This is a genomic window from Streptomyces kunmingensis (genome assembly GCF_039533535.1).
GTDB classification, from domain to species: domain Bacteria; phylum Actinomycetota; class Actinomycetes; order Streptomycetales; family Streptomycetaceae; genus Streptomyces; species Streptomyces kunmingensis.
In genome coordinates, this window is the sequence record NZ_BAAATS010000006.1 from 83,855 (window position 1) to 107,275 (window position 23,421).

At 71.2% G+C, this 23,421-nt stretch carries 24 protein-coding genes; 8 read left to right on the forward strand and 16 right to left on the reverse strand.

Features of this window, described 5'->3' with window-relative positions:
* Positions 1-5 precede the first annotated feature (5 nt).
* Positions 6-332, reverse strand: coding sequence for a plasmid stabilization protein (locus ABD366_RS08715; RefSeq protein WP_324768833.1), 327 nt, complete (start codon positions 330-332; stop codon positions 6-8).
* A 440-nt stretch (positions 333-772) separates the two neighbouring features.
* Here ABD366_RS08715 and ABD366_RS08720 point away from each other — a divergent pair, with 440 nt between their 5' ends.
* Positions 773-1,576 carry a VOC family protein gene (locus ABD366_RS08720; RefSeq protein ID WP_324768831.1) on the forward strand — a complete coding sequence of 268 codons (804 nt, stop codon included), beginning with the start codon at positions 773-775 and terminating at the stop codon, positions 1,574-1,576.
* Positions 1,577-1,612: 36 nt separating this feature from the next.
* On the opposite strand, the gene ABD366_RS08725 is transcribed toward ABD366_RS08720, so the two are convergent.
* Entirely contained in the window at positions 1,613-2,797 is a 1,185-nt protein-coding gene (locus ABD366_RS08725) for a zinc-dependent alcohol dehydrogenase (RefSeq protein WP_324768830.1), read from the reverse strand.
* A gap of 196 nt (positions 2,798-2,993) precedes the next feature.
* On the opposite strand from ABD366_RS08725, the gene ku reads away from it, so the two are divergent.
* Positions 2,994-4,019, forward strand: coding sequence for a non-homologous end joining protein Ku (gene ku / locus ABD366_RS08730; protein ID WP_324768829.1), 1,026 nt, complete (start codon positions 2,994-2,996; stop codon positions 4,017-4,019).
* A 13-nt stretch (positions 4,020-4,032) separates the two neighbouring features.
* Here ku and ligD read toward each other — a convergent pair whose 3' ends face one another.
* A complete protein-coding gene (ligD, locus tag ABD366_RS08735) occupies positions 4,033-4,944 on the reverse strand; it encodes a non-homologous end-joining DNA ligase (protein WP_324768827.1) in 912 nt (303 codons plus the stop codon).
* A 55-nt stretch (positions 4,945-4,999) separates the two neighbouring features.
* Entirely contained in the window at positions 5,000-5,881 is an 882-nt protein-coding gene (locus tag ABD366_RS08740; protein ID WP_324768826.1) for an SDR family oxidoreductase, read from the reverse strand.
* Between the two features lie 244 nt (positions 5,882-6,125).
* Between ABD366_RS08740 and ABD366_RS08745 the strand changes: the two genes are divergently transcribed.
* Both ABD366_RS08745 and ABD366_RS08750 read left to right on the forward strand, forming a co-directional pair.
* The gene (locus ABD366_RS08745) at positions 6,126-7,307 is read left to right on the forward strand and encodes a PP2C family protein-serine/threonine phosphatase (RefSeq protein ID WP_324768825.1); all 1,182 of its coding nucleotides are present in this window, start codon (positions 6,126-6,128) and stop codon (positions 7,305-7,307) included.
* Between the two features lie 146 nt (positions 7,308-7,453).
* Positions 7,454-7,783, forward strand: coding sequence for a DUF5133 domain-containing protein (locus ABD366_RS08750; RefSeq protein ID WP_324768824.1), 330 nt, complete (start codon positions 7,454-7,456; stop codon positions 7,781-7,783).
* 22 nt (positions 7,784-7,805) lie between these two features.
* On the opposite strand, the gene ABD366_RS08755 is transcribed toward ABD366_RS08750, so the two are convergent.
* From ABD366_RS08755 to ABD366_RS08765, 3 genes are all read right to left on the reverse strand, one after another.
* Entirely contained in the window at positions 7,806-9,590 is a 1,785-nt protein-coding gene (locus tag ABD366_RS08755) for an ABC transporter ATP-binding protein (protein ID WP_324768823.1), read from the reverse strand.
* 95 nt (positions 9,591-9,685) lie between these two features.
* Positions 9,686-10,156, reverse strand: coding sequence for an MSMEG_6728 family protein (locus tag ABD366_RS08760; protein ID WP_324768822.1), 471 nt, complete (start codon positions 10,154-10,156; stop codon positions 9,686-9,688).
* Between the two features lie 91 nt (positions 10,157-10,247).
* Positions 10,248-11,486 carry a DUF418 domain-containing protein gene (locus ABD366_RS08765; protein ID WP_324768821.1) on the reverse strand — a complete coding sequence of 413 codons (1,239 nt, stop codon included), beginning with the start codon at positions 11,484-11,486 and terminating at the stop codon, positions 10,248-10,250.
* 176 nt (positions 11,487-11,662) lie between these two features.
* On the opposite strand from ABD366_RS08765, the gene ABD366_RS08770 reads away from it, so the two are divergent.
* Both ABD366_RS08770 and ABD366_RS08775 read left to right on the forward strand, forming a co-directional pair.
* Positions 11,663-12,328 carry a response regulator transcription factor gene (locus ABD366_RS08770; protein WP_324768820.1) on the forward strand — a complete coding sequence of 222 codons (666 nt, stop codon included), beginning with the start codon at positions 11,663-11,665 and terminating at the stop codon, positions 12,326-12,328.
* Positions 12,325-13,437 (forward strand): sensor histidine kinase, encoded by a 1,113-nt coding sequence (locus tag ABD366_RS08775; protein WP_324768819.1) that lies wholly within the window; start codon positions 12,325-12,327, stop codon positions 13,435-13,437. Before ABD366_RS08770 ends, ABD366_RS08775 begins: the two co-directional genes overlap by 4 nt.
* Before the next feature lie 91 nt (positions 13,438-13,528).
* On the opposite strand, the gene manD is transcribed toward ABD366_RS08775, so the two are convergent.
* The 7 genes from manD to ABD366_RS08810 form a co-directional block, all read right to left on the reverse strand.
* Positions 13,529-14,743 carry a D-mannonate dehydratase ManD gene (gene manD / locus ABD366_RS08780; RefSeq protein WP_324768817.1) on the reverse strand — a complete coding sequence of 405 codons (1,215 nt, stop codon included), beginning with the start codon at positions 14,741-14,743 and terminating at the stop codon, positions 13,529-13,531.
* Positions 14,744-14,814: 71 nt separating this feature from the next.
* Positions 14,815-15,675, reverse strand: coding sequence for a carbohydrate ABC transporter permease (locus tag ABD366_RS08785; protein ID WP_324768816.1), 861 nt, complete (start codon positions 15,673-15,675; stop codon positions 14,815-14,817).
* A complete protein-coding gene (locus tag ABD366_RS08790) occupies positions 15,672-16,640 on the reverse strand; it encodes a carbohydrate ABC transporter permease (RefSeq protein WP_324768815.1) in 969 nt (322 codons plus the stop codon). The genes ABD366_RS08785 and ABD366_RS08790 overlap by 4 nt, the downstream gene beginning before the upstream one ends.
* Positions 16,640-17,959 carry an ABC transporter substrate-binding protein gene (locus tag ABD366_RS08795; protein WP_324768814.1) on the reverse strand — a complete coding sequence of 440 codons (1,320 nt, stop codon included), beginning with the start codon at positions 17,957-17,959 and terminating at the stop codon, positions 16,640-16,642. The genes ABD366_RS08790 and ABD366_RS08795 overlap by 1 nt, the downstream gene beginning before the upstream one ends.
* A 154-nt stretch (positions 17,960-18,113) precedes the next feature.
* Positions 18,114-18,902 carry a FadR/GntR family transcriptional regulator gene (locus tag ABD366_RS08800; RefSeq protein ID WP_324768813.1) on the reverse strand — a complete coding sequence of 263 codons (789 nt, stop codon included), beginning with the start codon at positions 18,900-18,902 and terminating at the stop codon, positions 18,114-18,116.
* Positions 18,903-19,040: 138 nt separating this feature from the next.
* Positions 19,041-19,547 (reverse strand): nuclear transport factor 2 family protein, encoded by a 507-nt coding sequence (locus tag ABD366_RS08805; protein WP_425576952.1) that lies wholly within the window; start codon positions 19,545-19,547, stop codon positions 19,041-19,043.
* 70 nt (positions 19,548-19,617) lie between these two features.
* The gene (locus tag ABD366_RS08810) at positions 19,618-20,313 is read right to left on the reverse strand and encodes an ANTAR domain-containing protein (protein ID WP_324768812.1); all 696 of its coding nucleotides are present in this window, start codon (positions 20,311-20,313) and stop codon (positions 19,618-19,620) included.
* Between the two features lie 128 nt (positions 20,314-20,441).
* Here ABD366_RS08810 and ABD366_RS08815 point away from each other — a divergent pair, with 128 nt between their 5' ends.
* Positions 20,442-20,801, forward strand: a complete 360-nt coding sequence (locus ABD366_RS08815; protein WP_324768810.1) for a helix-turn-helix domain-containing protein — start codon at positions 20,442-20,444, stop codon at positions 20,799-20,801.
* Positions 20,802-20,885: 84 nt separating this feature from the next.
* On the opposite strand, the gene ABD366_RS08820 is transcribed toward ABD366_RS08815, so the two are convergent.
* Both ABD366_RS08820 and ABD366_RS08825 read right to left on the reverse strand, forming a co-directional pair.
* Complete coding sequence (locus tag ABD366_RS08820) at positions 20,886-21,260, reverse strand: VOC family protein (protein WP_324768809.1); 375 nt, start codon at positions 21,258-21,260, stop codon at positions 20,886-20,888.
* 171 nt (positions 21,261-21,431) lie between these two features.
* Positions 21,432-22,898, reverse strand: coding sequence for a glycosyltransferase family 39 protein (locus ABD366_RS08825; RefSeq protein WP_344441418.1), 1,467 nt, complete (start codon positions 22,896-22,898; stop codon positions 21,432-21,434).
* A gap of 306 nt (positions 22,899-23,204) precedes the next feature.
* Between ABD366_RS08825 and ABD366_RS08830 the strand changes: the two genes are divergently transcribed.
* Positions 23,205-23,417 (forward strand): hypothetical protein, encoded by a 213-nt coding sequence (locus tag ABD366_RS08830; protein ID WP_324770476.1) that lies wholly within the window; start codon positions 23,205-23,207, stop codon positions 23,415-23,417.
* Positions 23,418-23,421: the final 4 nt, after the last annotated feature.

Below are 23,421 nucleotides of genomic sequence, written 5' to 3' on the forward strand. Positions count from 1 at the left end.
GGTGGTCAGCGGCCGACGGCCTTGGCCAGCTCCTGCTTGTTCATCGACGAGCGGCCCTCGACGTTCTTCTTCTTCGCCTCCGCGTACAGCTGGTCCTTCGTCGGTCCCTGGGAGCCGCTGTGCGAGCGCTCGCCGCCGCGCTGCGGGGCGGACTTCTTGTCGCGGGTGGACGTCTTGCTCGCCGTCTTCGACTCGCCGGAACGGGCCCGTTCCTTGTTCACGGTGCGCGCCGCGATCTCCTTCGCGCGCCCCTCGGAGGTGCCGCGCTTCTCCGCGCCCTCCTTGATGTGCTCGTACTGACGCTCACGCTTCGCGCTGGAACCCTGGGGCATGCCGTTCTCCTTCCGGACCGGGGCGGCTCGCTCGTCCGCACCCGCTGGGCGATGGCTTTCCGCGTACCCTCCGGCGGGCTCGTTCCACCCTGAATCCGGAGTGCTCCCATCTGACGCGGGGCCCCACGGCTGTGCGAGCAGACAACGACCGAACGGATGAGCCGCCGCTTTCCCTGCCGGCACGTTTCGCCCCTGTCCTACCAGGTCACCCGGAAGCACCCGCCCCTCAGCGGAGGCGGGAGAGGGAGCGGCCAGTGTCTAATGGACGTGGTTCGAGCAGCCACGAGAGTGAAGGCGACGCATCCAGCGAGCCATTCGTTCGTTGGAGGTCACGCGCTCTTCCAGGGATCACTGGCCGCCGGTCGCCATCCGGTCTCAGGCCGGGTGCCAGTAGCTCAGCACGGGTGGGGGGCCTCCATCGACCTCAGAACGGTACGAAAATGAGCAGCTATCAGACACCTGCAAGCGAGAGCCCGGCCAGCAGATCGGTGTTCGGCGCGCCCTGTTGGGTCAGCTTGTCCACGTACGATCTGCGGGCCGCCGAGGACTTCTATCACGCCGTGCTCGGGTGGGAGTGGCACACCGGCGAGATGGGCGACCAGTACCGGTTCGCCAGCGTGCACGGTGTACCGGTGGCGGGGGTCTCGGCCGCGAAGAGCATCGGGCAGACGTCCGTCGCCTGGACCCCGTTCTTCGCCGCGTCCAGTGCGAACGAGACGGTGGCGCGCAGCCAGGAGCGGGGCGGGACGACCGCCGTGGGCCCCATCTCCTTCCCGCCGGGCCGCGCCGCTCTGCTGGCCGACCGTGACGGAGCGGTCTTCGGGATCTGGGAGGGCGCGCTGGTGGCCGGCTGGGAGGAGTGGCGCCGCGCCGCCCCGGCCTTCGTCGCCCTGCACACCCGCAACGCCTTCGACGCGGCCATCTTCTACGCGGAGGTCCTCGGCTGGGCGTCCGGCGCCCCCGAGGCCTGCGATGTGCAGTACGAGGACGAGGAGGTCGTGCTGCGCAGCAAGGGCGAGATCGTGGCCCGTATCCACTCGGGCGCGGTGGAGTCCGCCCCCGATCCCGCGATCCGGCCGCGCTGGCAGGTCCACTTCTCGGTCACCGACGTGGAGGCGTGCGCCCAGGCCGCGATCGCGCACGGCGGCAAGATCCTGTCGGGCGCCGACGGTTCGTCGGAGGCCGTGCTGAGCGATCCCGACGGGGCGCGCTTCGCGGTGAACTCGGACTGGCAGGCGCCGTGAGGACCGCACGGGTGGCCGCGCCGCTCGCCCCCGGGGTCAGGGCCTGAGCAGCGTCTTGATCATCCCGTCCTCCTTGTCCTGGAACATCTGGTAGGCCCTGGGGCCCTCTTCCAGCGTCATGTGATGCGTGGCGAAACCGTCGACCCCGAGCGGGTCCTCGTCGGTGAGCAGCGGCAGGATGTCGTCCACCCAGTGCTTGACGTTGGCCTGCCCCATGCGGAGCTGGATCTGCTTGTCGAACATGGTCAGGAGCGGCATGGGGTCGACCGCGCCGCCGTAGACCCCGGAGACCGAGACGGTGCCGCCGCGCCGGACGATGTCGATCGCCGCGTAGAGGGCGCTGAGCCGGTCGATACCGGCCCGGTCCATGAGCTTCTCGGCCATCGGGCCGGGCAGGACGCCCACCCCCCACTGGGCCGCCTTGGCCACGGGTGCGCCATGGGCTTCCATCCCGACGGCGTCGATGACGGCGTCCGTGCCGCGCCCGTCCGTCAGGTCGCGGATCGCGTCGCCGATGTCCTTGCCGTAGCGGCGCAGGTCGAGGGCTTTGACGCCGTCCGCGTGGGCGCGGCGCAGCCGGTCGGGGACCAGGTCGACGCCGACGACGAGGCTCGCGCCGCGGTGCAGGGCGATCCGTGCGGCCATGGCGCCGATCGGGCCGAGTCCGAGGACGGTGACCGTGCCGCCGGGCGGGATGTCCGCGTACTCGACTCCCTGCCAGGCGGTCGGGAGCACGTCGGAGAGGAAGACGAACCGGTCGTCCGGCGGGCCCGACGGCACCTTGATGGGCAGGGTGTTCCCGAACGGCACCCGCAGCAGCTCCGCCTGCCCTCCCGGCACCTGGCCGTAGAGCTTGCTGAAGCCGAAGAGCGAGGCGCCGGTGCCGCGCTCCCTGACCTGGGTGGTCTCGCACTGGGACTGCAGACCCCGGTCGCACATGTGGCAGTTCCCGCAGGAGACGTTGAAGGGCACGACGACCCGGTCGCCCGCCTTCAGTTCCGTGACCTCCGGGCCGACCTCCTCGACGATGCCCATCGGTTCGTGGCCGAGGATGTCGCCGGGATCGAGGTAGGGCCCCAGCACCTCGTACAGGTGCAGATCGGATCCGCAGACGCCGGTGGACGTCACCCGGACGATGATGTCGGTCGGGTCCCGGAGTTCGGGGTCGGGGACCGTCTCGACGCGGACGTCCCGCTTGCCCTGCCAGGTCAGTGCACGCATCAGGCTCTCCTACGGTCACGGTGTTGACGCATTGTCACCCACCGTAAGCAGCCCGCTGCCGATCCGCACACGCGCGGCCTCGGGCGGACCGCTCCCGCGGCCGAGTGTCGAGGAGCCGCCGGCGTCGCCCCTTCCCGGATGCGGCAACCCGTCGGACGGGGTGCCATGGGGGGGAACGGAAAGGGGTGCGGCGGACATGGCGCGACCAGTGTGGAGCGGGACGCTGACCTTCGGTCTCGTCTCCCTGCCCGTCCAGATGTACACGGCCACGGACAACCACACCGTCCGCTTCCACCAGTTGCAGCGCGGCACGTCCGACCGCGTACGCAACAAGCGGGTGAATGAACGGACCGGTGAGGAAGTGCCCCTCGACGAGGTCGTCAAGGCCTTCGACGACGGCGACGAGTACGTACTGGTCGAGCCGGAGGAGCTGGACGACATCGCCCCCGGCCGCTCAAAGACGCTGGAGATCACCGGGTTCGTCGAGCTGGAGGACGTCGAGCCGATCTTCTTCGACAAGACGTACTACCTCGGCCCTAAGGGCAAGGAGTACACGAAGGTCTACGCGCTCCTCGAGAAGGCCCTCGGCGAGGCGGGCCGGGCCGGGATCGCGACGTTCGTGATGCGCAACCACCAGTACCTGGTCGCGGTGAAGGCCGAGGACGGGCTGCTGACACTGCACACGCTGCACTGGGCCGACGAGATCCGTGACCCTCGTCGCGAGATCGACAACCTGCCGGGGAAGATTGAGGTCACCGACCGTGAGCTGAAGATGGCGCGGCAGCTCGTGGACACCCTCGGCATGGAGTGGAAGCCCGAGGACTTCCACGACACGTATCAGGAGCAGGTGACCGCTCTGATCGAGGCCAAGCGCACGGGCGAGTCGGTCGAGAAGGCCGAGCCGCCGGCCGAGTCCACCAACGTGGTCGACCTGATGGACGCGCTCCGGGCGAGCGTCGACCGCGCGAAGAAGCCCTCGGGACGCGGCGGTAAGCAGTCTTCCAAGGCTCCTACGAAGATCAGCGACGCCGCCGCCAAGCGTCGCGCCAAAGGCACGGGCCGGCGGAAGGGGGGCGCCAGAGCCTCGTCGCTCGACTCCCTCACCAAGGCCGAGCTCTATCAGCGGGCCGCCGACGCCGAGGTCCCCGGCCGGTCCTCGATGAACAGGGACGAACTCATCGAGGCCCTGCGCGGGGCCCGGCAGCACCGGGCCACTTCCTGATCTTCGACGATCCTCACCGCGGTTCCAGGTCCCGCAGCCGTTTCTCCGCCGCGCTGACGCCACGGCCGTGCCGCGCGAGTCCCGCCCACGGGTCGGTGTCGAGACGGTCGCCGAGGTCGTTCACCGTCCAGCGGCGGGCGCTCAGCTCGGGCACGTCCAGCTCGTCCCAGCCCAGGGGGACGGCCACGGGCGCGCCCGGCCTGGACCTGACCGCGAACGGCGCGACCACGGTCTGGGCGTATCCGTTGCGCGCGACATCCAGATACAGCCGCCCCTTGCGGGCGTCCTTGCGCACCTCGGTCGTCAGCTCGTCCGGGTGGCGCGCGGCCAGCTTTGCCGCGGCGGCCCGGGCGAAGGCCAGTACGTCGTCGGCGTCGTCGCGCCGGTTCAGCGGTACGACGACGTGCAGGCCCCGGGAGCCCGTGGTCATCAGGCCCGACGCCAGGTCCAGTTCGCCGAGCAGCTCGTGCAGGTGGTGGGCCGCGCGGCGTACGGGCTCGAAGTCGTCGGCGGGCGGGTCGAGGTCGAAGACCAGACGGTCGGGGTGGCGCGGCCGGTCCGCGCGGCTCAGCCAGCGATGCGGGGTGATGCACGCCTGGCCCGCCAGATAGACCAGGGTGGCCTCGTCGTCGCAGACCACGTGGGTGACCTCGCCGCCCTCCTTGGGCACCGCCGCGCGATGGATCCAGTCGGGGAAGTAGTCGGAGACCTCCTTCTGGTAGAAGCGCTGCTTGTCGATGCCGTCGGGCATCCGCTCCAGCATCAGGGGCCTGCCGCGCAGCTCGGGCAGCATGCGCGGGGCCACCCGGCGGTAGTGCTCGACGAGGTCGGCCTTGGTGAGGCCGTCCCGCGGGAACAGTTCCTTGTCGGCCCGCTTCACCTCGACCGTGCGGCGCCCGATCCGTACCTCGACGTCGGAGCTCATGTCTCCGCCTCCTTCGCACCGATGACTGCGCTGCCTGTCCGCGCCCACGGCCGGCTCACGGGAGCGGTGTGCCTCCGGTGGCGTTCATGATCTCCGCGGTGATGAAACTCGCGTGCTCCGAGGCGAGGAACACGTAGGCGGGTGCCATCTCGGCGGGCTGGGCGGGGCGGCCCATCGGGGCCTGCATGCCGAACTCCTGGGTGTCCGGGAGCGTCGCCGGGATCAGCGGGGTCCACACCGGTCCGGGGGCGACGGCGTTGACCCGGATGCCCTGCTCGACCAGCATCTGGGCGAGTCCCTGGGTGAACGTGACGATGGCGCCCTTGGTCATGGCGTAGTCGAGCAGATGGGGGCTCGGCTTGTAGGCCTGTACGGAGGTGGTGTTGATGATGGAGCCCCCGGACGGAATGTGCGGCACGGCCATCTTGCACAGCCAGAACATGCCGTACAGGTTCGTGTGCACGACGCGGTCGAACTGCTCCGTGGAGATGGACTCGATGCCCTTGGGCTGGGACATCTGGTACGCCGCGTTGTTGACGAGCACGTCGATCCGGCCGAACTCGGTGACGGCCCGCTCGATCAGCCGGCGGCACTGTTCCTCCTCCCGGATGTCGCAGGGCACGGCCACGGCGCGGCGGCCCGCTTCCTCGACCAGGCGGGTCGTCTCCGCGGCGTCCTGCGCCTCCTCGGGCAGGTGGGTGAAGAGCACGTCCGCGCCCTCGCGGGCGTAGGCCAGCGCGACGGCCCGGCCGATGCCGGAGTCGCCGCCGGTCACGACGGCCGCCCGGTCCCGCAGCAGGCCGCTCCCCCGGTAGGAGTCCTCGCCGTGGTCGGGCGGCGGGTCCATGGGGCCGCTCCAGCCCGGCGGTTGTTGGTCCTGCTGGGCGAAGTCCGGCTGCGGATGCTTCGTCGTGGGGTCCTGCGGGGTGTCGCCCATCGGTGCTCTTCCTTTCTCCGGTCCACTCTCCGGCCTGCTCCGCGCTGCCCGGAGCCGCATACGACCAAGCCTGCTGGTCGCGGCCGACCTGCGCGAACGCAAGTGACCGGGTGTCCCGCGAACCGCGGCTCCACACCTGCCCGGCGGCAGCGGTCCCGGCGGCGGGCCGTCTCCGGAGGCGGCCCGCGTGGCGCGGTGCGAGACTGCCCGGGCAGCCGTCCGTGCGGCCCGAAGGAGTGATGAAGTGACGGCACCCGACAACGCGGACGGTGTCCTCGGCGAGTTCCTGGCCGACCCTCGTAACTCACCGCTGGACCTGACCACCTCGGTGGCGTGCTGCGCGAAGGCGCTGGGGCTGCAGGGCGCTGTCGTCTACCTCGCCGATCTGCAGCAACGCCAGCTGGCCCCGCTGAACGAGGTCGCGCCGACGCTGCCCATCGACGACTCGCTCGCCGGCTGGACGTACCGCACGGAGTCCCTGCGCGTGGAGGAGTCCGACATGGGCGGGCTGACCGCGTGGCTGCCGATGGTGGACGGTGCGGAGCGGCTCGGGGTCCTCGCCGTGCGGTCGCCCGCTCTCGACCCGCTCTCCTTGCGGCGCGGCCGGACGCTCGCCCACCTGTGCGCCATGATGGTGACCTCGAAGCGGGCGTACAAGGACACCTATGTCCGCCGGGCCCGCACCCGGCCCATGCAACTGCCCGCCGAGATGCTGCGCGCCTACTTGCCGCCCCGCACGATCGGTACGACCGACGCCGTCTCGACAGCCGTCATGGAACCGGCCTACGAGGTCGGCGGCGACGCCTTCGATCACGCCCTGACCGAGACGACGCTGCATGCGGCGGTCCTGGACGCCATGGGACACAACCTGGCGTCGGGGCTGACGTCGGTGGTGTCGCTGGCCGCCTGCCGCAACGCGCGGCGCACCGGGTCCGACCTGCCCGACCTGGTGGAATCCGTGGACGCCGCCCTGGCGCAGTGGCTGCCCGACCAGTTCTGCACCGCGATCCTCACCCAGCTGGATCTCGCCACGGGCGGCCTGCGCTGGGTCAACTGCGGTCATCCCGCGCCGCTCCTCATCCGCGACGAGCGCCTGGTCGCCGGTGCGATGGACCGGGCCGCCGACCCGCCTCTGGGGCTGCCGGCCGCTTTCTCCTCCACTCCGCGCCGGGTGCACGAGATGAACCTGGAGCCGGGCGACCGGGTCCTGATGTACACCGACGGCGTCACGGAGGCCCGGACCCAGAACGGCGGCGAGCTCGGCCTCGACCGGTTCGCCGACTACGTCATCCGCGCCACCGCCGCCGGTGAACTGGCCCCGGAGACGTTGCGCCGCCTCATCCACGCCCTCGTCGACGCCCAGGACAACCGGCTGCGCGACGACGCGACGATCGTCATGTTCGAGTGGCGCCCGGCCGTCCGCTGATGTCCCGTCCGTCCATGGGCGGACTTTTCTGGCATATGCAAAAAAGGTCCAAAGTCCTGGTACAGGCCACCGTGAGCGGGCAAACCGTAGGCAGAAGGGCTCCGGGACCTTAGAAACCGGACGGATCGGTGAAGGAGAACCAGAACATGACCGCGCTGCTTCCCACGGCTTCCGACCTGCGTCAGGCGCTGGTACGTCACGCCGACGCCGTGAGCCGCGACGAGCGCCGCTCGACGGACGGCACAGTCCGCGCACGCGAGGACAGCGCCTACACGCTGTGCGTGCTGACCGGCACGAGGGACGTCGAGGACGCCCAGCGCGTGGCGGAGGCGCTCCTGAGCGGGAGCACCGCGCTTATCACGCGCCTGCGCCCGGTCGCCGAGCCGGTGCCTCCGGTTACCGACCCGGTGGCGGCGCCCTCCGGGGAGGAGAAGGCGGCCGGCCAGGACCGCGCCGCCCTCGCGGACGCCGCGTAGCCGCCCCGGCCGCCGCCCGTTCTCAGCCCGTCGCGGCGGGTTGCAGCCCCGCGTAGACGCCACCTCGGGCGAGGAGTTCCGTGTGCGTGCCGGTCTCCGCGATCCGGCCGTCCGCCATCACCACGATGCGGTCGGCGCCCTGGATCGTGGAGAGCCGGTGCGCGACCACGAACACGGTCCGGCCGTGCACCAGCCGGGCCAGCGCCTCCTGCACCAGAGCCTCGGAGCGGTTGTCGAGCGCCGACGTCGCCTCGTCCAGGACCAGCACGCGCGGGTCGCGGATCAGGGCACGGGCGATGGCGAGCCGCTGCTTCTGGCCGCCGGAGAGCCGGGCGCCGCGCTCGCCTACCACCGTGTCCAGACCGTCCGGCAGGCGTCGTACGAACTCCAGGGCGTTGGCGTCGCGCAGCGCCCGTAGCAGCGTCTCCTCGTCGGTGGAGCCCAGACCGTACGTCACGTTGGAGCGGATGCTGCCCTCGAAAAGGATCGACTCCTGCGGCACCACCGACAGGAAGCGGCGGTAGCTGCGCAGGTCGAGGGTGGCCATGTCGACGCCGTCGAGCAGGATCCGGCCCGCGGTCGGCCGGATGAAGCCGATCAGCAGGTTCAGCACCGTCGACTTCCCGGCGCCGGACGCCCCGACCAGGGCGACGGTCTCGCCGGGTCGCGCGGAGAGCGTGAAGCCGTCGACCGCCACTCCCCCGCCCTCGCCGGTCTCGTCACTCTCGTAGGAGAATCCGACCCGTTCGAAGTCGATCCGGCCCGTGACGCGCTCCACCGACGCCTTGCCCGCGTTGCTCTCCAGGTCGGGCGCTTGCAGCACCTCGCCCGCGGAGCGCACCGATTCGAGCCCCTTGCTGATGACGGGGGCTAGCCCGAGCAGTGTCGTCACCGAGCCGGTCAGGACGGTGAAGAAGGCGCTGAGCATGACGACGTCGCCGGCCGAGACGCCCAGCCAGCCGTGGTAGGCGACCAGCGCCGAGCCGGTCAGGCAGCAGACGCCGAGGATGTTGAGGAGGACCCAGGCGGCCGAGTTGAAGCGGCCGTTCATGGTGTCGAGGCGCAGCCCTGCCGCGAAGACCTGGCGCAGGGAGCCGTCGACGCGGCCGAGCGCGGTGCGTTCCAGGCCGTGGGCGCGGGTGATGGGGATGAGGGTGGTCATCTCGCCCACCCGCGAGGAGAGTTGCTCGACCTCGCGGCGGAAGTCCTCGTTGTGCGTGCGAAGTTGACCGCGCAGCCGCATCACCAGGAAGCCCGCGGCGGGCACGACGACCAGGAACACCGGCAGGAACTCCGGCGTCCGGAAGCCGATCATGACGAGGCCGCCGATGAGCGTGGTCACGGCGCCCAGGCCCATGTCGGAGCTCTGCTGCACCATCTGTTCCACCGCCTCCACGTCCCGGACGACCTTCGCCTGGAGGACGCTGGAACTGACGCGGGCGTGGTAGCCGATGGACAGCTGTTGCATGCGGCGGCAGAGCGCCGAGCGCAGGGTCGTGCCCATGCGGCGGATGCTGCCGCCGAGGAGGCGCACGTACCACTGGTGCAGCGGGTAGTTGATCACGAGGATGAACAGGAGAAGGCCCGTGGCGCGCCACAGGTCGGCCTGCGAGCCGTGCTGGACGACCACGTCGAGGACGGTGGCGGTGATGACCGGCAGCAGCCAGATCGGGCTGTGTTTGACGACGAAGAGCAGCGTGGCGAGGAAGAGCCGGCGGCGGTCGGGGCGGAGGAGATGGCCGAGGGTACGGATCGGATGCTCACCGCGGTAGCGGTGGTCCAGGTGGTCGGGAACCGATTGGTGCATGAAGGAATCCCATCGCATCCACAGCGCATGGGAAAGCGCTTTCCACAAGCTCGGCGTGAATCGGACGTGAAACCTCGGAACAGCCGGGGTGTGCCCTATGAAGCGGCCCGGTCGGAGGCCGGCCAGAAATAAGGGAGATCGTCGGGGACATCCGGGAAGAACGTGGCGTAGAACTCCGGTGCCTTGCGCACCAGTGCCGACTGATGGCTGCGGTGGAAGGCCGGGTCCCCGAGCCAGGGCGGCAGCTCACCGTCGTCGGCGAGCTGCTCCTGGGCGCGCACCGGGGCGCCGGGCCGGTGCCGGGTGAAGTCGGTGACGAGCGTGGTGGCGCAAGTGTCTGCGCGCCCCTCCGCCACCCATACGGCGCACATGTCGAGGCCGTAGCGGACCAGGGCCTCCTCGTAGCCGATCCACATACGGACCGCGGGATGATGGCGCCAGCCGTAGTCGGGCACGGTCAGACCGCGCAGCACCTGGAGCGCCTCGACCCGCTGTTTGCCCAGGCGTGGCTGGTCGAGGACCGCGGCGGACTGCGTGAAATCGGGGTACGGGAGAAAAGTCTGCACGCAGCATGCCTACCGCGCGCGATCCGTTCCCAGACGGGGGGTGTGCCTGGGTCGGTGTCGCGCGCGGCAGACGGTCGGGGGGTCCGGTGGGTCACTTGATGTGGCGGCCGAGGCCCGTGATGCGGTGGAGCAGGTGTTCCAGGGGGCCGCGGCGGAAGCGGCGGGTCCACAGCGTGGCCAGTAGTGCCGCGGCCGCGGTGAAGACGAGCAGCGCGAGCAGGGCGGAGCCGGTCCCGTCCGACAGGGGCACGGCGCCGATGGCGAGGATCTGCAGCACATAGGCGGTCAGCGCGACCGTCCCGATCGCCGCGACGGGTGCGGCCAGGCGGGTGAGGCGCGGCATGCGGTCGGCGACCATGAGGCACACGGCCATCACCACGAGCGCCACGCCCGTGTTGCCGAGGATGGAGAACGTCGTCTCGCTGTGCGGCGCGGCGACCAGCAGCCAGGCTGCCGGGGCCCGGTCCGGGAGGTCGACGACCCGGTCGGACCACCAGGCCGAGCCGACCACGGGGTGATGGGTGGCGGCCGCGATGCTGCCGAGGGCGGAGGGGACGAGACGCAGGGCGAGCCACGAGCCGCCGTAACCGAGGAGGCACAGGGCGCCGCCGGCCAGGGCGAGCCGGGTACGGATCCTGGCGTCGCGGAGGTCGAGCCGGGCCACCGCCATACCCGCGATCATGAAGGGCATCCAGGTCAGCACCGGGTAGTTACCGGTGAACAGCAGCTCGACGAAGCCGTCGGTACCGCTGATCCGGGCCAGCGGGTCCCCGCCGATGACGGTCTCCGCCCAGCTCCCGTTGTCGATCGACCGGCGTATGACGTACAGCAGTTGGGGCAGGAGCAGCGCGGACGCCGCGGCGACGACCGCGAGCCGTGTCGCACTCAACCGGTACAGCGGCAGGACGATGAGGAAGGCGAGCCCGTAGAAGGCGAGGATGACGTTGACGTCCGTGTCCAGGGCGGTCAGGGCGAGGCCCAGGACGACCAGCACGACGGAGCGGATGACGACCCTGGCCACGGCCCGGCGTCCCGCACGGCCGGTCCGCGGACGCGGACGTCCTGTGATGATCACGAGCGTGAAACCGGCGAGCACGGCGAAGAGGGCGGAGGAACGGCCTGCCGCCAGCTCCATGAGGAACCCCAGCGGCCCGCCCGCCTCCGGGTCCGGGCCGACGTGCACGGCGTACATGCCGAGGACCGCGCATCCGCGGGCCAGGTCGATGCCGATGAGGCGGGCCGGCGACGGCCTCGGATCGAGGGGGTCGGGTAGGTCGCGGCCCGGCTCGCGGGACGAGCTGGGCCGCGCCATCGGTGCGTGTTGCGTCATGGGGTTCATCGTCGGAGCGGTGCGGCACGCGGGCCCATCCGGCAGTCGGCCGTAGTCACCCCCGCCGACCGGCGGGGTCCGCCCGGCCGGTCGGAGACCACCGTCGCGCCCCGGAACCGGACGGCGGCGCCTATCGTCGGAGAGGTAACCGTGGTTCGACTGCGAGCGGGGCACTTGTGATCCGGGTTCTGGTGGTCGACGACGAGGCGTTGATCCGTTCGGGTTTCCAGCACATCCTCGGCGCCGCCCACGACATCGAGGTGGTGGACGCCGTTCCGGGCGGCCGGGCGGTCGGCGCGGTCCGGGAGCTGCGACCCGATGTCGTGCTCCTCGACATCCGCATGCCGGACGTGGACGGGCTGACCGTACTGGCCGACCTACGACGTCTGCCGCACCCTCCCGTGGTCGCCATGCTGACGACCTTCGACATGGATGAGTACGTCACGGCCGCGTTGCGGTGCGGAGCCGCCGGTTTCCTCCTGAAGGACACCGATCCTGAGCAACTCCCGCATCTTGTACGCGATTTGGCCGACGGCGGCATCGCGCTGGCGTCGAAGGTCATCCGCCCCATCGTGGACGGCTTCCTGGACAAGGGGCCCTCGAGCGCGGCCGGCCGCATCGTCGCCCGGCTCACCGCCCGCGAGCGGACCGTGCTGCTTCTCGTCGCCGAAGGGCTGCCCAACACCGGGATCGCCGCGCGCATGCATCTCAGCCCCGCGACGGTCAAGGACCATGTCAGCGCCCTCCTCGCGAAGCTGGAGGTCGGCACGCGACTCCAGGCGGCCCTGCTCGCCGAGCGCGCCGGGCTGCTCAAGGCGGACCGAGCCCCGGAGCGCCGATGAAGCGCCGCCGCGTACCGGCCCTTCTGCTCGACGCGGCGGCCATCGTCGCCGCCCTGCTGGACGCCTGGGTCCATGTCGACCCCGACGACCGGGCGGCCGCGGCTTGTGCCCTGCTGGCTGCCATCAGTCTGACGTTGCGCCGCCGACTGCCGCTCCTCACCTACGTGTTGGCCCTGCCCGCCGCCTTCGTCACGGACGCGGTCTTCGCGACGCTCGCCGCCCTGTACACGCTCTCCTCCCTGACCCGGCGCCGCTCGCTGCTGGTCGTCTGCGCCGCCGCGTTCGTGACCGGTGACACCGCCTCCTGGTCGTGGCCCGGACCGGAGTTCGCCGATCTGACCGACTCCGGGAACCTGATCACGGTCACCTACAGCCTGGCGACGGCTGCCGCGCCGGTCTTCCTCGGACAACTCGTGCAGGCGCGGCGGGAGTTGACGGTGCGCATCGCCGAGATCTCGAAGGCGCGGGAGAGCGAGCGGCAGTTGCTGTCCGACAGCGCGCAGGCACAGGAACGCGCGCGGCTCGCCCGTGAGATGCACGATGTGATTTCCCATCAGGTCAGCCTGATCGCGGTGCGCGCCGGAGCGCTCCAGATCGGCAACCGTGACCCGGAGACGAAGGAGGCCGCGGCCACGATCCGGCGGCTCGGCGTGCAGACGCTGGACGAGCTGCGGCACATGGTGGGCGTCCTGCGCGCCTCGGGGTCCGACCCCGTGGAGCTGACCCCGCAGCCCTCGCTCACCGACCTCCCGCGGCTGGTCGACAGCAGCGGCATCGAGGTCGAACTGCACACGGACCTGCCCGCCGACCTGCCCGCGGCCGTCCAGCGCGCCGTCTACCGGACCGTCCAGGAAGCCCTCACCAACGTACGCAAACACGCCCCGGGCGCCACCGCCACCATCGGCGTCCACCACACGGGCGGCACGCTGCGCACGACGGTCACCAACACGGCCCGCACCCGGCCCGCCCTCGTCCTGCCCGGCGCCCACTACGGCCTCATCGGTCTGCGCCAGCGTGCCGAGCTCCTCGGCGGGACCCTGAGCGCCGCCGCGACACCCGACGGGGGCTTTAGCCTGCGCCTCGAACTGCCTGTCCAGGACCCCGGCTGAACCCACATGAGTGGGGCACCGTGACGGCCCGCTCACCCGCGGGCCCGCACTCGCGCCGGTCCCGTAGCGGCGCCCGTAGGACCTGTCCGGGTCACCAGTCGTGGACGCTGCCGTCCTGGAGGCGGTTGACCGGGAGGTACGCGGCCTCGTACGGGTGTGCCGCGGCCAGTTCCTCGTCCAGCTCCACACCGATGCCCGGGGCTTCACCGGGGTGCAGGTGGCCGTCGGTGAAGGTGTAGGCGTGCCGGAACACCTCGTCGGTGAGCGGGGTGTGGCCCGAGTACTCCTGGATGCCGAAGTTGTGGACGGCCAGGTCGAGATGGACCGCTGCCGCCATGCCGACGGGCGAGATGTCCTCCGGCCCGTGCACGGCGCTCTTGATCTGGTACTGGTCGGCGAAGTCGAGGAGCTTGCGCAGGGGTGTGACGCCGCCGAAGTGGGTGACCGCGGAGCGCACGTAGTCGATCAGCTGCTCGGTGATCAGTGTCTGGTAGTCGTACACCGTGTTGAAGACCTCGCCGATGGCGAGCGGCGTGGTGCTGTGGCGGCGCACGAGGCGCAGCGCTTCCTGGTTCTCGGCCGGGGTGCAGTCCTCCAGCCAGAAGGGGCGGTACGGCTCCAGGTCCTTGGCGAGGCGGGCCGCCTGGATCGGGGAGAGGCGGTGGTGGGCGTCGTGGAGCAGGGGCAGTTCGGGGCCGAACTCGGCGCGGACGGCGTCGAAGACGGCCGGGGTGTGGCGCAGGTAGGCGTCGGTGTCCCAGTCCTCGACGAGGGGGCGGGCCTGCTGGTGCAGGACGGGTGCGCCGGCGTCGTCCGTGCTGTGCACTCCGTAGACGGCCTTCAGGCCGGGGATGCCGGACTGGATGCGGACGGCGTGGTAGCCCTCGGCGAGGCGGGCGCGGACCGAGTCGAGGAGTTCGGGCAGGTCACGGCCGTTGGCGTGGCCGTAGGTGCGCACGCGTTCGCGGCTCGCGCCGCCGAGGAGCTGGTAGAGCGGCAGCCCGGCGGCCTTGGCCTTGATGTCCCACAGGGCCACGTCCACGGCGGCGATCGCGGCCATCGTCACCGGTCCGCGCCGCCAGTAGGCGCCGCGGTAGAGGTACTGCCAGGTGTCCTCGATGCGATGCGGGTCGAGGCCGACGAGGAGGGGGGCGACGTGGTCGGTGAGGTAGCTGACGACGGCCAGTTCCCGCCCGTTGAGCGTGGCGTCGCCGAGGCCGGTCAGCCCGTCGTCGGTCGTCAGCTTCAGGGTGACGAAGTTGCGGCCGGGGCTGGTGACGACGACCTTCGCGTCGACGATCTTCATGCTGGTTCTCTTTCGGTTCCGGATACGGGTACGGGTACGGCTACGGGTCGGACGGGGTCGGTTCAGTCGGTTCAGCCCTTGGAGGCGCCCGCGGTCAACCCGGCCACCAGGTACTTCTGTCCGAGGACGGCGGCCAGGACGACGGGCACGGTGATGAGGGTGGCGGCGGCCATCAGACCGCCCCAGTCGGTGCTCGCGTAGGAGATGAAGTTGAAGAGGGTGACTGGCACGGTCTGGGTGCGGTCGTCGGCGAAGACCAGCGCGAACATGAAGTTGTTCCAGCTGAAGACGAAGGCGAGGAGCGAGGCCGTCGCGGTGCCGGGCGCGGCGAGCGGGAGCGTGATGCGCCAGAAGGCGCCGAAGGCGCTGAGGCCGTCGGTGCGTGCCGCTTCTTCCAGTTCGACGGGCAGCCCCGCGAAGAAGCTGATCATGATCCACATGATGAGCGGCACGGAGACGAACATGTGGCTGAGGATCAGCACGGTGTAGGAGCCGACCAGGCCCATCCGCGCGAACAGGTAGTACCAGGGCACGAGCAGCGAGATCGCCGGGACGATCCGCGCGATGAGGATGACGGAGCCGGTGCGGCGCATCCCGAAGCGGCCGACGGCCCAGGCGGCCGGCACGGCGATGACGGCCGAGAGCACGGTGGACACGACGCCGACGAGCAGGGAGTTGCCCATCGAGCGCAGGATCTGGCCCGCTTCGAGGACGCTGCGGAAGTTGTCGAGGGTGGGGCGGAACCACAGGCCCACGGTCGGATCGGTCACCTGCACGTTCGTCTTGAACGCGGCGGCGAACATCCAGAGGACGGGCAGGGCGAAGACCAGGGTCACGACGGCGATGGCGATACCTCGCAGCCACCCCAGGTACTGGCGTCCGCGCGCCCGTCGGGCACCTGTCGGCCGGGCTTCGGTGACGGTGGCGCTCATGCGTGCTTCCTTCCGCCGCGGCGGCGCAGCAGCACCACGACACCGATGATGAACAGCGTGAACAGGACCAGGACGGCGGCGGCGAGCCCGTACTCCTGGTAGTCGAAGGTGAGCCCGTAGGCGTAGACGTTGAGCGTCTCGACCTCGAAGTCCGAGCCGCCGCCCGGGCCCTTGGTGGCGTACAGGATGTCGAAGGTCTTGAGGCCGTCGACGGCGCGCAGGACGAGCGCGGTGGCCAGGGTCGGGCCGAGCATGGGCAGGATCACGTACCGGAACCGCTGCCAGCTGCTCGCGCCGTCGACGAGCGCGGCCTCCTCCGGCTCCTCGGGCAGCGTGGTGAGGCCGGCGAGCAGCAGCAGCGTCATCATCGGCGTCCACTGCCAGACGTCGATGAGCATCAGGGTCGGCAGGGACTGGCTGACCGAGCCGAGGAACTCCTGCGGAGGCAGGCCCACCGAGCTGAGCAGGTGGTTGGCGATGCCGTTCGTCGGGTCGAGGATCAGCAGCCACAGGATGCCGATGGCGACCGGTGTGGTGAGCAGCGGAATGATCAGGATGGTGCGGACCCAGCGCATGGCGCGGAACGGCTTGCGCATGAGCATCGCCAGGGCGAGACCGAGCAGCGTCTCCAGGACCACCGCGCCCACGGTGAAGACCAGCGTGCGGCGGGCCGCGGGCCAGAACCTGCGGGAGTCGCCCAGCGCGTCGGTGAAATTGCGCAGCCCGATGTGTGCGGAGTCGGCGTTCACCGCGCCGAACGCGTCGGTCAGGCTGAGGTCCAGGGTGAAGACGAGCGGGAAGACGATCATCAGGCCGACGAAGAGCAGGGCGGGCGCCAGCATGGCCCACTTCAGCCGCCGGTTGGCCTGCTCGAAGGTGCGCGGCGGGCGGTCGGGGCGGGGCGCCCCAACCGGCGTGCCGACGGCGGGAGTTGTACGTGCCGTGGAGACCTCGGTGGCCGGCATCAGGACTCCTTGTGGCGGTTGTCGCGGACGAGGAAATCGGCGAACTCCGCGTCCGCGTCCCGGGCCACGGGCGGTACGGACTGGCCGAGGATGCCGGCGACCAGCGGTCGGCCGACGATGTCCCGGGCCCGGCCCACCTGGAGCACGCGGGGCCGGTCGTAGCCGCGCCCCCGGGCCGCGTTGACGCGCATGGCCTCGGCGAGGTCCGCGGGGAAGGCGGCGAGCGTCTTCGGGTCGGCCCACACCGAGGCGCGGGCGCCGGGGATGCCCTCGGACTGCAGGGTGGTGGACATCTCGGGCCCCGCCGCCCACTTGATGAACTCCCAGGCGTCGTCGCGCAGTCGGGAGAACGTGCTGATGCCGAGGCTCCAGGACGCGATGTTGTGCGGCACGGCGCCCGCCGGTCCGGCCGGGAAGGGCGCGAAGCCCACGCTCTCGCGCACCGTCGATATCTTCGGGTCGAGGAAGCTGCTGTAGATGGCGTCGGCGTCGATGTAGAAGGCCGCCTTGCCCTGGGCGAAGATCGGCATGGCCTGTTCGAGGCTCATGTTCGTCGCCCCGGGCGGGCCGGTCCGCGCCAGCAGCTTGCCGTAGTACTCGTAGGCGGCCAGCGCCTCGGCGCTGCCGATGCCGGACTTTCCCCGGACCACGAAGTCCCCGCCGTGCGAGTACAGGAAGCTCGACCACTGGGAGACGGCGCCGTTGCGCTGGCCCCGGCCGACGTATCCGTAGAACCCCTTCTTGCGCGCGGCGAGTTCGTCGGCGCCGGCCATCAGCGCCTCCAGCGTGCGCGGCGGGCCGCCGATGGACTCGACCAGGTCCCTGCGGTAGTACAGGACGGGGCGTTCGGTCACCACGGGCACGCTCAAAACCTGACCGGCCGTCACCGACGCGTCGCGCGGGGCTTTCTGGAAGTCCTGCCAGTCGAAGTGCGCGTCGCCCTCGACCCGGTCGGTGAGATCGGCGAGCCAGCTGTTGTGCGAGAAGACGAGCTGGTCCTGCAAGGCGCGGACCATCATGACGTCCACGTCGGTACCGCTCGCGTTCAGCTTGACGTTGTAGCTGCTGGTGAGCTGGTCGGCGGTGAGCAGCGTCATCGAGACGCGCCGCCCGATCCGCTCCTCGAACTCCTTCTTCCGCCGCCGTACCGCCTGCGACCAGACGTGGTTGATCGCCATGATCCGCAGGGGTGTGTCGGCCGACGGCGTCCCGCCGCGGGCCGAACAGGCCGCGAGTGCTCCCGTGCCGGCTGCTCCCGCGATTCCCGCGGCGATTCTGCCGAAGGAGCGGCGGCTCAGGAGCGGGCTGCTCGTGGACATCGTTGTCCTCGCCTCTCAGTTCTGTGGGGGTTCGGCTCGTCTGGTCCAACTGGTAGTACCAGTTGGACCAGTGTGACGGTAACAAGAGATCACCACGCTGAACAGCCCTTCCGGGGTCTCGGTCGGGCTACGGGTCGCCGCTGAGCCCGCGGGGCTACTCCCCGGAGGGCGCGAGCAGGGTCTCGATGTGGTTGCGCGCCATGACGTCGACCTGGAGGTCGAGATCGGCGCCGTAGGTGCGCAGGCCGAGCCGCAGGTGCTCCCGCATCCGCGCGCAGGCGAGCTCCACGTCGCGGGCCTCGATGGCCTCGAAGATCTCCGGGTGGTGCGGCACTCCCGGCTCGCCGATGGACGGATCCGAGTTCGAGCGCAGCATCATCTCGAACATCATTCCGCTGATCGACGACAGCATGATGCGCAGCACCGGGTTCTTGCTCGCCACCGCGATCGCGTCGTGGAACTCCATGTCCGCCCGCGCCTTGACCACCACGTCGGACGCCGACTCCATGGCGTCCCTGGCGGACCGCAGCACCGCGAGGTCCTCCTGCGTGGCCCGCTCGGTCGCGAGCCTGACCGTCTCTATCTCCAACGGGATCCGCGCCTCGATGAGCTGACGCACCGTCGGCCGTCCCGCCCGGTACAGGGCGTCGTACCCGCGTGCCTGCCCCGACGACGGCTCCCGCACGAAGGAGCCGCGTCCCGGCTCGACCTCGATCAGATGCTGGGCCTCGAGTCGGCGCAGCACCTCCCGTACGACGTTGCGGCTCGCCCCGAACTGCTCGGCGAGTTCACGTTCCGAGGGAAGCTTCGATCCGACCGCGATCTCTCCGGACCGGATGCCGTGTTCGAGCTGACGCGCGATACGTTCCGTCAGGAGCCCGCGCCGTCCGGACTCCGCGACATGGCCTGGGCGGGACGAATCCGAAGGGGCTGCCGACTGCATGACCGCAGCGTACAGGCGGCATGCCGGACGCGAGGCAGCAGCGTCCCTGGTCGGGGGCCCGGCCGGCTGGGTCCGTCGTCGGCCGTCCGCCGGTCGCCGCCCGCCGGTTGTCGCCCGCCACGCGTCACCCGTCGCCCGTCAGCGGAGGTGGTGGCTCGTGTCGCCGACGAGGTGGATGCGGACCGTTCGCCCGGTGAAGCGCCACGCGCCGTCCCGTCGGGCGAACCGGTCGTGGTAGCGGCCCGCGGCGACGGCTTGCAACGGCAGACCCTCCACCGCCTGGAACACCGTGACGTACGAGCGTGAGGTGGCCGTGCCGGCCTGCTCGTCGGCGTCGACGATCAGGTTGCTGACGACGTGGTGGGTGCGGGGCGTGCCGTCGGGATACAGGACGAGGGTGGCACGGAACATCTGCTCGATGGCCGCGGCTCCCGTGACGGTGCCGCCGCTGCCGGTGAAACGGGCGTCCGCGAGGAGGCGGCCGAGCCCGGCGAAGTCGCCGGTGTCCACCAGCTCGGCGTAGGTGGCGACCAGGTACGCGACGGCCTGGTGGGGACTCGGCGCATACGCACCGGATGTGTGGCTGGACAGGAGGGGGCCTCTCTCTTGTCTCGCGAAGCTGATGCTCTGGCGCTCTGATGCTATGGCGCTCTGGCGGTTTGGCGCTTTGGCGGTTTGGCGCTTTGGCGCTTTGGCGCTTTGGCGCTTTGGCGCTCTAGGTCGTCGGTGCGCCGGTCTCGTCCCAGTTCCAGTCGTGGCCGTCGACCGGGGTCAGCGGATCCACCGGATCCACCGAGTCCACCGGGCCCTCCGAGCGGCTCCGGTCGGCGAGCCGGGCGATCACGGCGGACAGCTGGCTCTGCACCGTCTTGGGGAGCGGAGCGGCCCCCGTGGTGGAGTCCACCAGGTGCTGCGCCACCCGGTGCAGCTTGATGTTGGTGCGCTGGGACGTGTCGACCAGCGCCTCCCAGGCGTCCTTGGGGTCGATACCGAAGGCCGCCACGAGCACGCCCCGGGCCATGTCGATGGTGCCGCGGCTCTGCATCGCCCGCCGCAGCTGCGCGACCTCACGGCCCAGGTCCGCGCCCGGCTCGTCCGCCGGATCGGCGCCCGCCGCCGCGGCCAGCGGGTCGACCCCCAGCAGGATGTTCACCGCGGCGCAGCCGCAGAGCTCGACCTCGCTCATGTCCAGGTCGATGCTGCCGTCCGAGGCGAGGAGGAGCGGGCGCAGGGCGTCGTTGAGCCGCTGGTCCTCGTCCAGGTGGAGATCGCCGCGCACACTGACAATCATCCGCTCCCCGTCCCAGTGGGTGAAGAGCGTCAGCCCGGTCAGCCGGTGGGTGCCAGCAGGGGCGGCCGGTTCGGCGCAGGTGGCCGCAGACCCGGTCCCGGACTGTGCAGACTGTGGCATGGCCGTCTCCCTCGTGCAGCCTGGCGGTCCTGTTTCAGATTCCCGCCACGCGGCAACCTACGTCAAGCGATACCGGAAATGAAGTTCAGGGGTTTCAAGACGTGAACCCTCGGGCCTACGATGCGGTCATGGATGGAGTGCCGGAACCGCATGCTGGATGGACGTTCATCACCAATCACGCACGGGTGCTCGCCGCCATCGCCGACAATCAGAACGCGCGGATCCGTGACATCGCCGCGCACTGCAGGCTCACCGAGCGGGCCGTCCAGAAGATCATCTCGGATCTGGAGGAGAGCAGTTTCCTTTCTCACACCCGTGAGGGACGCGGGAACACCTACCGAATCGCCCCAGGAAAAACCTTGCGCCACCCGGCCGAGGCCGACGCCGGACTGACCGTCGCCTCGCTCCTCGGCCTCCTCGCCCATGACGAGGCACACCGCGCCGTCCAGAGCCGCGGTGACGAGCGGCAGAGCGCCGACCGCACCTGAGCGCGGAGCCGTCGGCAGGCCGCCTCGCCGGTCCGCGGCGCGTCAACACCACCCATCCCCTGACCCCGGACGGGTCACGCCCCCTCAGGCACCCGGCAGAAACAGGCAGAACGGGTGACCGTGCGGGTCCCGCATGACGCGTACGTCCTTCTGCGGCTGGTGTGCCTCCAGCGTCGCGCCCAGGGCGCGGGCACGCTCCGTCTCCGCCTCCAGGTCGAGGACCTGGAGGTCCAGGTGCCCCTGCATCTGCTGGCTGCCCGGACGCTGCGGCCACACCGGGGGCGTGTGGTCGGTCTCCAGCTGGAAGCCGAGACTGGGCCGCTCCTGCCCCGGGGCGTTCAGACGCACCCACTCCGGGTCGCGTTCGGCTTCCTCCCAGCCCAGCAGAGCCCGGTAGAAGTCGGCCAGCGCGGGCGGGTCGGGGGTACCGAGAACAAAGCCACCGAGCGTTGCTGTCATGTCCCCACGGTTGCCCACGACACCCGCCCTTACGCGCCCGCCGCTCGTTCCCGACCGCCGGGTCGAGACCCGCCGGATCGAGTCCGGCCGGATCGAGTCCGGCCGGGTCGAGTCCGCGCCTGCGTGCGGCGCGCCGTGTCCGCCCACTGACGCGTGCGGGCCGACAGGATTTCAGCGGGCGGGGCGTCGCTCGTAGAGCCGTAGGACGCCGCTGCGGCTCGTGTGCTCCTCGCGCGGGACGAAGTGCCGGCGCAGGACTTCGAGTTTGGCCCGCTCGGTCCGGCCCGCCGGGGTCCAGCCCGGCCGCAGGGCCCGGGAGTCGACCACCACCCACACCCGGCGCACCGTCCGCAACCGGTGCGTCAGCGTCGCCGGCGGGGTCTCCGCGTCGTACAGTTCGCCCGCTTCCCGGCCGCTGCGCGCGAGGGCGACGTCGTCGGCCCGCGCGAAGTCGGCGGGGTAGGCGGCGGCCGCGCGCCGGGCGCCCGGTGACGGGAGGAACAGCACCGTGTCCCCCGGCCTCAGCTCGCGTGCGGCCAGCACCGCGATGCCTCGCAGGTCGTCCGGTCTCGCCCGGGGCCCGCGCTCGTGCCGGTGCTCCGGCAACTGCGCGGCGAACGCCACCGCCACCAGGGCCGCGCCGCCCGCCCCGAGAAGCACGCGGGCCGCCGCACCCCGTGGGCCCCTCGCGCCGGGCACGAGCCGCACGACCCGTTCCGCGCCCGCCGCCGCGAGCAGCGGCACACCTGCCAGGCAGTACAGCAGGTAGCGGTCGTAGTAGAGCGGCTGGAACTGCGAGACGCCCAGCAGCACGGTGGGCGGCACCACCGCCAGCGGCAGCGCCACCGCCCGCAACGACACCGGCCCGCGGCGCGGAAGACGCGTGCACGCCCCCACCGCCACGAGCGTCAGCACCACGGCGCACACCCCGTCGGCGGGGCCGGCGAAGGAGTGCACGAGGCCGCGCACCTGATCCGGGCCGGGCTCCCCCAGCCAGGCGACCTGGGCGCTCTGCCCGCGCGAGAGCTGGACGAGCGGCAGCAGAGCCAGGACGACGCAGCCCGCCACGGCCAGCCAGGCCCGCCACACGCCCCAGGAGGCCCGGGCGCACAGCAGTGTGCAGGCGTGCGCCGCCAGGACGAGCACCGACAGCTCGTGCAGCCACGCCGTGGCGCTGACCAACAGGGCGTACAGCAGCCAGCGTTGACGGGTGCCCGCCCGGACGGCGCTCAGCAGAACGGCGGTCGCCGCCAGGACTCCGGCGGCCACCAGCGCGTACGAGCGGCCCTCCTGCGCGTAGCGGCCGACGAACGGCGTCACGGCGTACAGCAGTCCCGCCCACAGTCCGACCCGGGGCCGCGCCAGCCGCGCGCCGAGCAGTCCCACCAGTCCGGCCGACAGCGCCGCGCCGAACACGGAGGGCAGCCGCAGCAGCACTTCGCCCGGGTGGGGAGCGAGGACGAAGTGCATCAGCGCGTAGTAGACGCCGTGCACCGCGTCGATGTGCGCCACCAGGTGGGCGATCTCCGGCAGCGTGCGGTGCGCCATCTGCAGCGTGACGCCCTCGTCACCCCACACCCCGTCCCGGTCGAGCCGCCACGCCCCCAGCGCGGTCATCACCGCGGAGGGGACCGCCACGGCGGTCGCGGTACCGGATGTCCTGAGCCTCCGGCGCCGTCTTGGGAGTGCGGGCGCGGGATCGTTCTGGACGAGGGCAACGGTCACCGGGCGCTCTCCCGTTCGAGGCTTGTGCGGCCGACCGCCGGCACCTGATGCGCCTCATCCTCAAAGGGCACGGACAGGACGCGTGACGCCACGCGCAGGGGGTCACCTGAAGCGCCCAGCACCGCCCGGACCTACGAAGTGCCGGCCCGGGGGCCTCTCGCGACGTCTCCCGGGCGCCCTCGGGATGCACGGAGGGCGGGCACGCCGGACGGTTGAGGCATGAGCAAACCGATCATCGTCTACCAGCCCTCCCCCTCCGGCGGGCGCCGCGTCCGGGTGGCCGGCGAGATCCTCGGTCTCGCCCACGACCTGCGTGATGTCGCCGAGTTCCTGCGGCACGCGGGACTCGAGATGGACGAGACGGATGTGGAGTCGTCACCGCTGATCGAGTGGCGCGGCGGCGGTCCGGGGACCTGGCCCGCCCCCTGGTGAGAGC

Coding starts and splice junctions, on each gene's coding strand:
- ABD366_RS08715 (WP_324768833.1), bottom strand. CDS start 332: ATGCCCCAGGGTTCCAGCGCGAAGCGTGAGCGTCAGTACGAGCACATC.
- ABD366_RS08720 (WP_324768831.1), top strand. CDS start 773: ATGAGCAGCTATCAGACACCTGCAAGCGAGAGCCCGGCCAGCAGATCG.
- ABD366_RS08725 (WP_324768830.1), bottom strand. CDS start 2,797: ATGCGTGCACTGACCTGGCAGGGCAAGCGGGACGTCCGCGTCGAGACG.
- ku (WP_324768829.1), top strand. CDS start 2,994: ATGGCGCGACCAGTGTGGAGCGGGACGCTGACCTTCGGTCTCGTCTCC.
- ligD (WP_324768827.1), bottom strand. CDS start 4,944: ATGAGCTCCGACGTCGAGGTACGGATCGGGCGCCGCACGGTCGAGGTG.
- ABD366_RS08740 (WP_324768826.1), bottom strand. CDS start 5,881: ATGGGCGACACCCCGCAGGACCCCACGACGAAGCATCCGCAGCCGGAC.
- ABD366_RS08750 (WP_324768824.1), top strand. CDS start 7,454: ATGACCGCGCTGCTTCCCACGGCTTCCGACCTGCGTCAGGCGCTGGTA.
- ABD366_RS08755 (WP_324768823.1), bottom strand. CDS start 9,590: ATGCACCAATCGGTTCCCGACCACCTGGACCACCGCTACCGCGGTGAG.
- ABD366_RS08765 (WP_324768821.1), bottom strand. CDS start 11,486: ATGACGCAACACGCACCGATGGCGCGGCCCAGCTCGTCCCGCGAGCCG.
- ABD366_RS08775 (WP_324768819.1), top strand. CDS start 12,325: ATGAAGCGCCGCCGCGTACCGGCCCTTCTGCTCGACGCGGCGGCCATC.
- manD (WP_324768817.1), bottom strand. CDS start 14,743: ATGAAGATCGTCGACGCGAAGGTCGTCGTCACCAGCCCCGGCCGCAAC.
- ABD366_RS08785 (WP_324768816.1), bottom strand. CDS start 15,675: ATGAGCGCCACCGTCACCGAAGCCCGGCCGACAGGTGCCCGACGGGCG.
- ABD366_RS08790 (WP_324768815.1), bottom strand. CDS start 16,640: ATGCCGGCCACCGAGGTCTCCACGGCACGTACAACTCCCGCCGTCGGC.
- ABD366_RS08795 (WP_324768814.1), bottom strand. CDS start 17,959: ATGTCCACGAGCAGCCCGCTCCTGAGCCGCCGCTCCTTCGGCAGAATC.
- ABD366_RS08800 (WP_324768813.1), bottom strand. CDS start 18,902: ATGCAGTCGGCAGCCCCTTCGGATTCGTCCCGCCCAGGCCATGTCGCG.
- ABD366_RS08810 (WP_324768812.1), bottom strand. CDS start 20,313: ATGCCACAGTCTGCACAGTCCGGGACCGGGTCTGCGGCCACCTGCGCC.
- ABD366_RS08815 (WP_324768810.1), top strand. CDS start 20,442: ATGGATGGAGTGCCGGAACCGCATGCTGGATGGACGTTCATCACCAAT.
- ABD366_RS08820 (WP_324768809.1), bottom strand. CDS start 21,260: ATGACAGCAACGCTCGGTGGCTTTGTTCTCGGTACCCCCGACCCGCCC.
- ABD366_RS08830 (WP_324770476.1), top strand. CDS start 23,205: ATGAGCAAACCGATCATCGTCTACCAGCCCTCCCCCTCCGGCGGGCGC.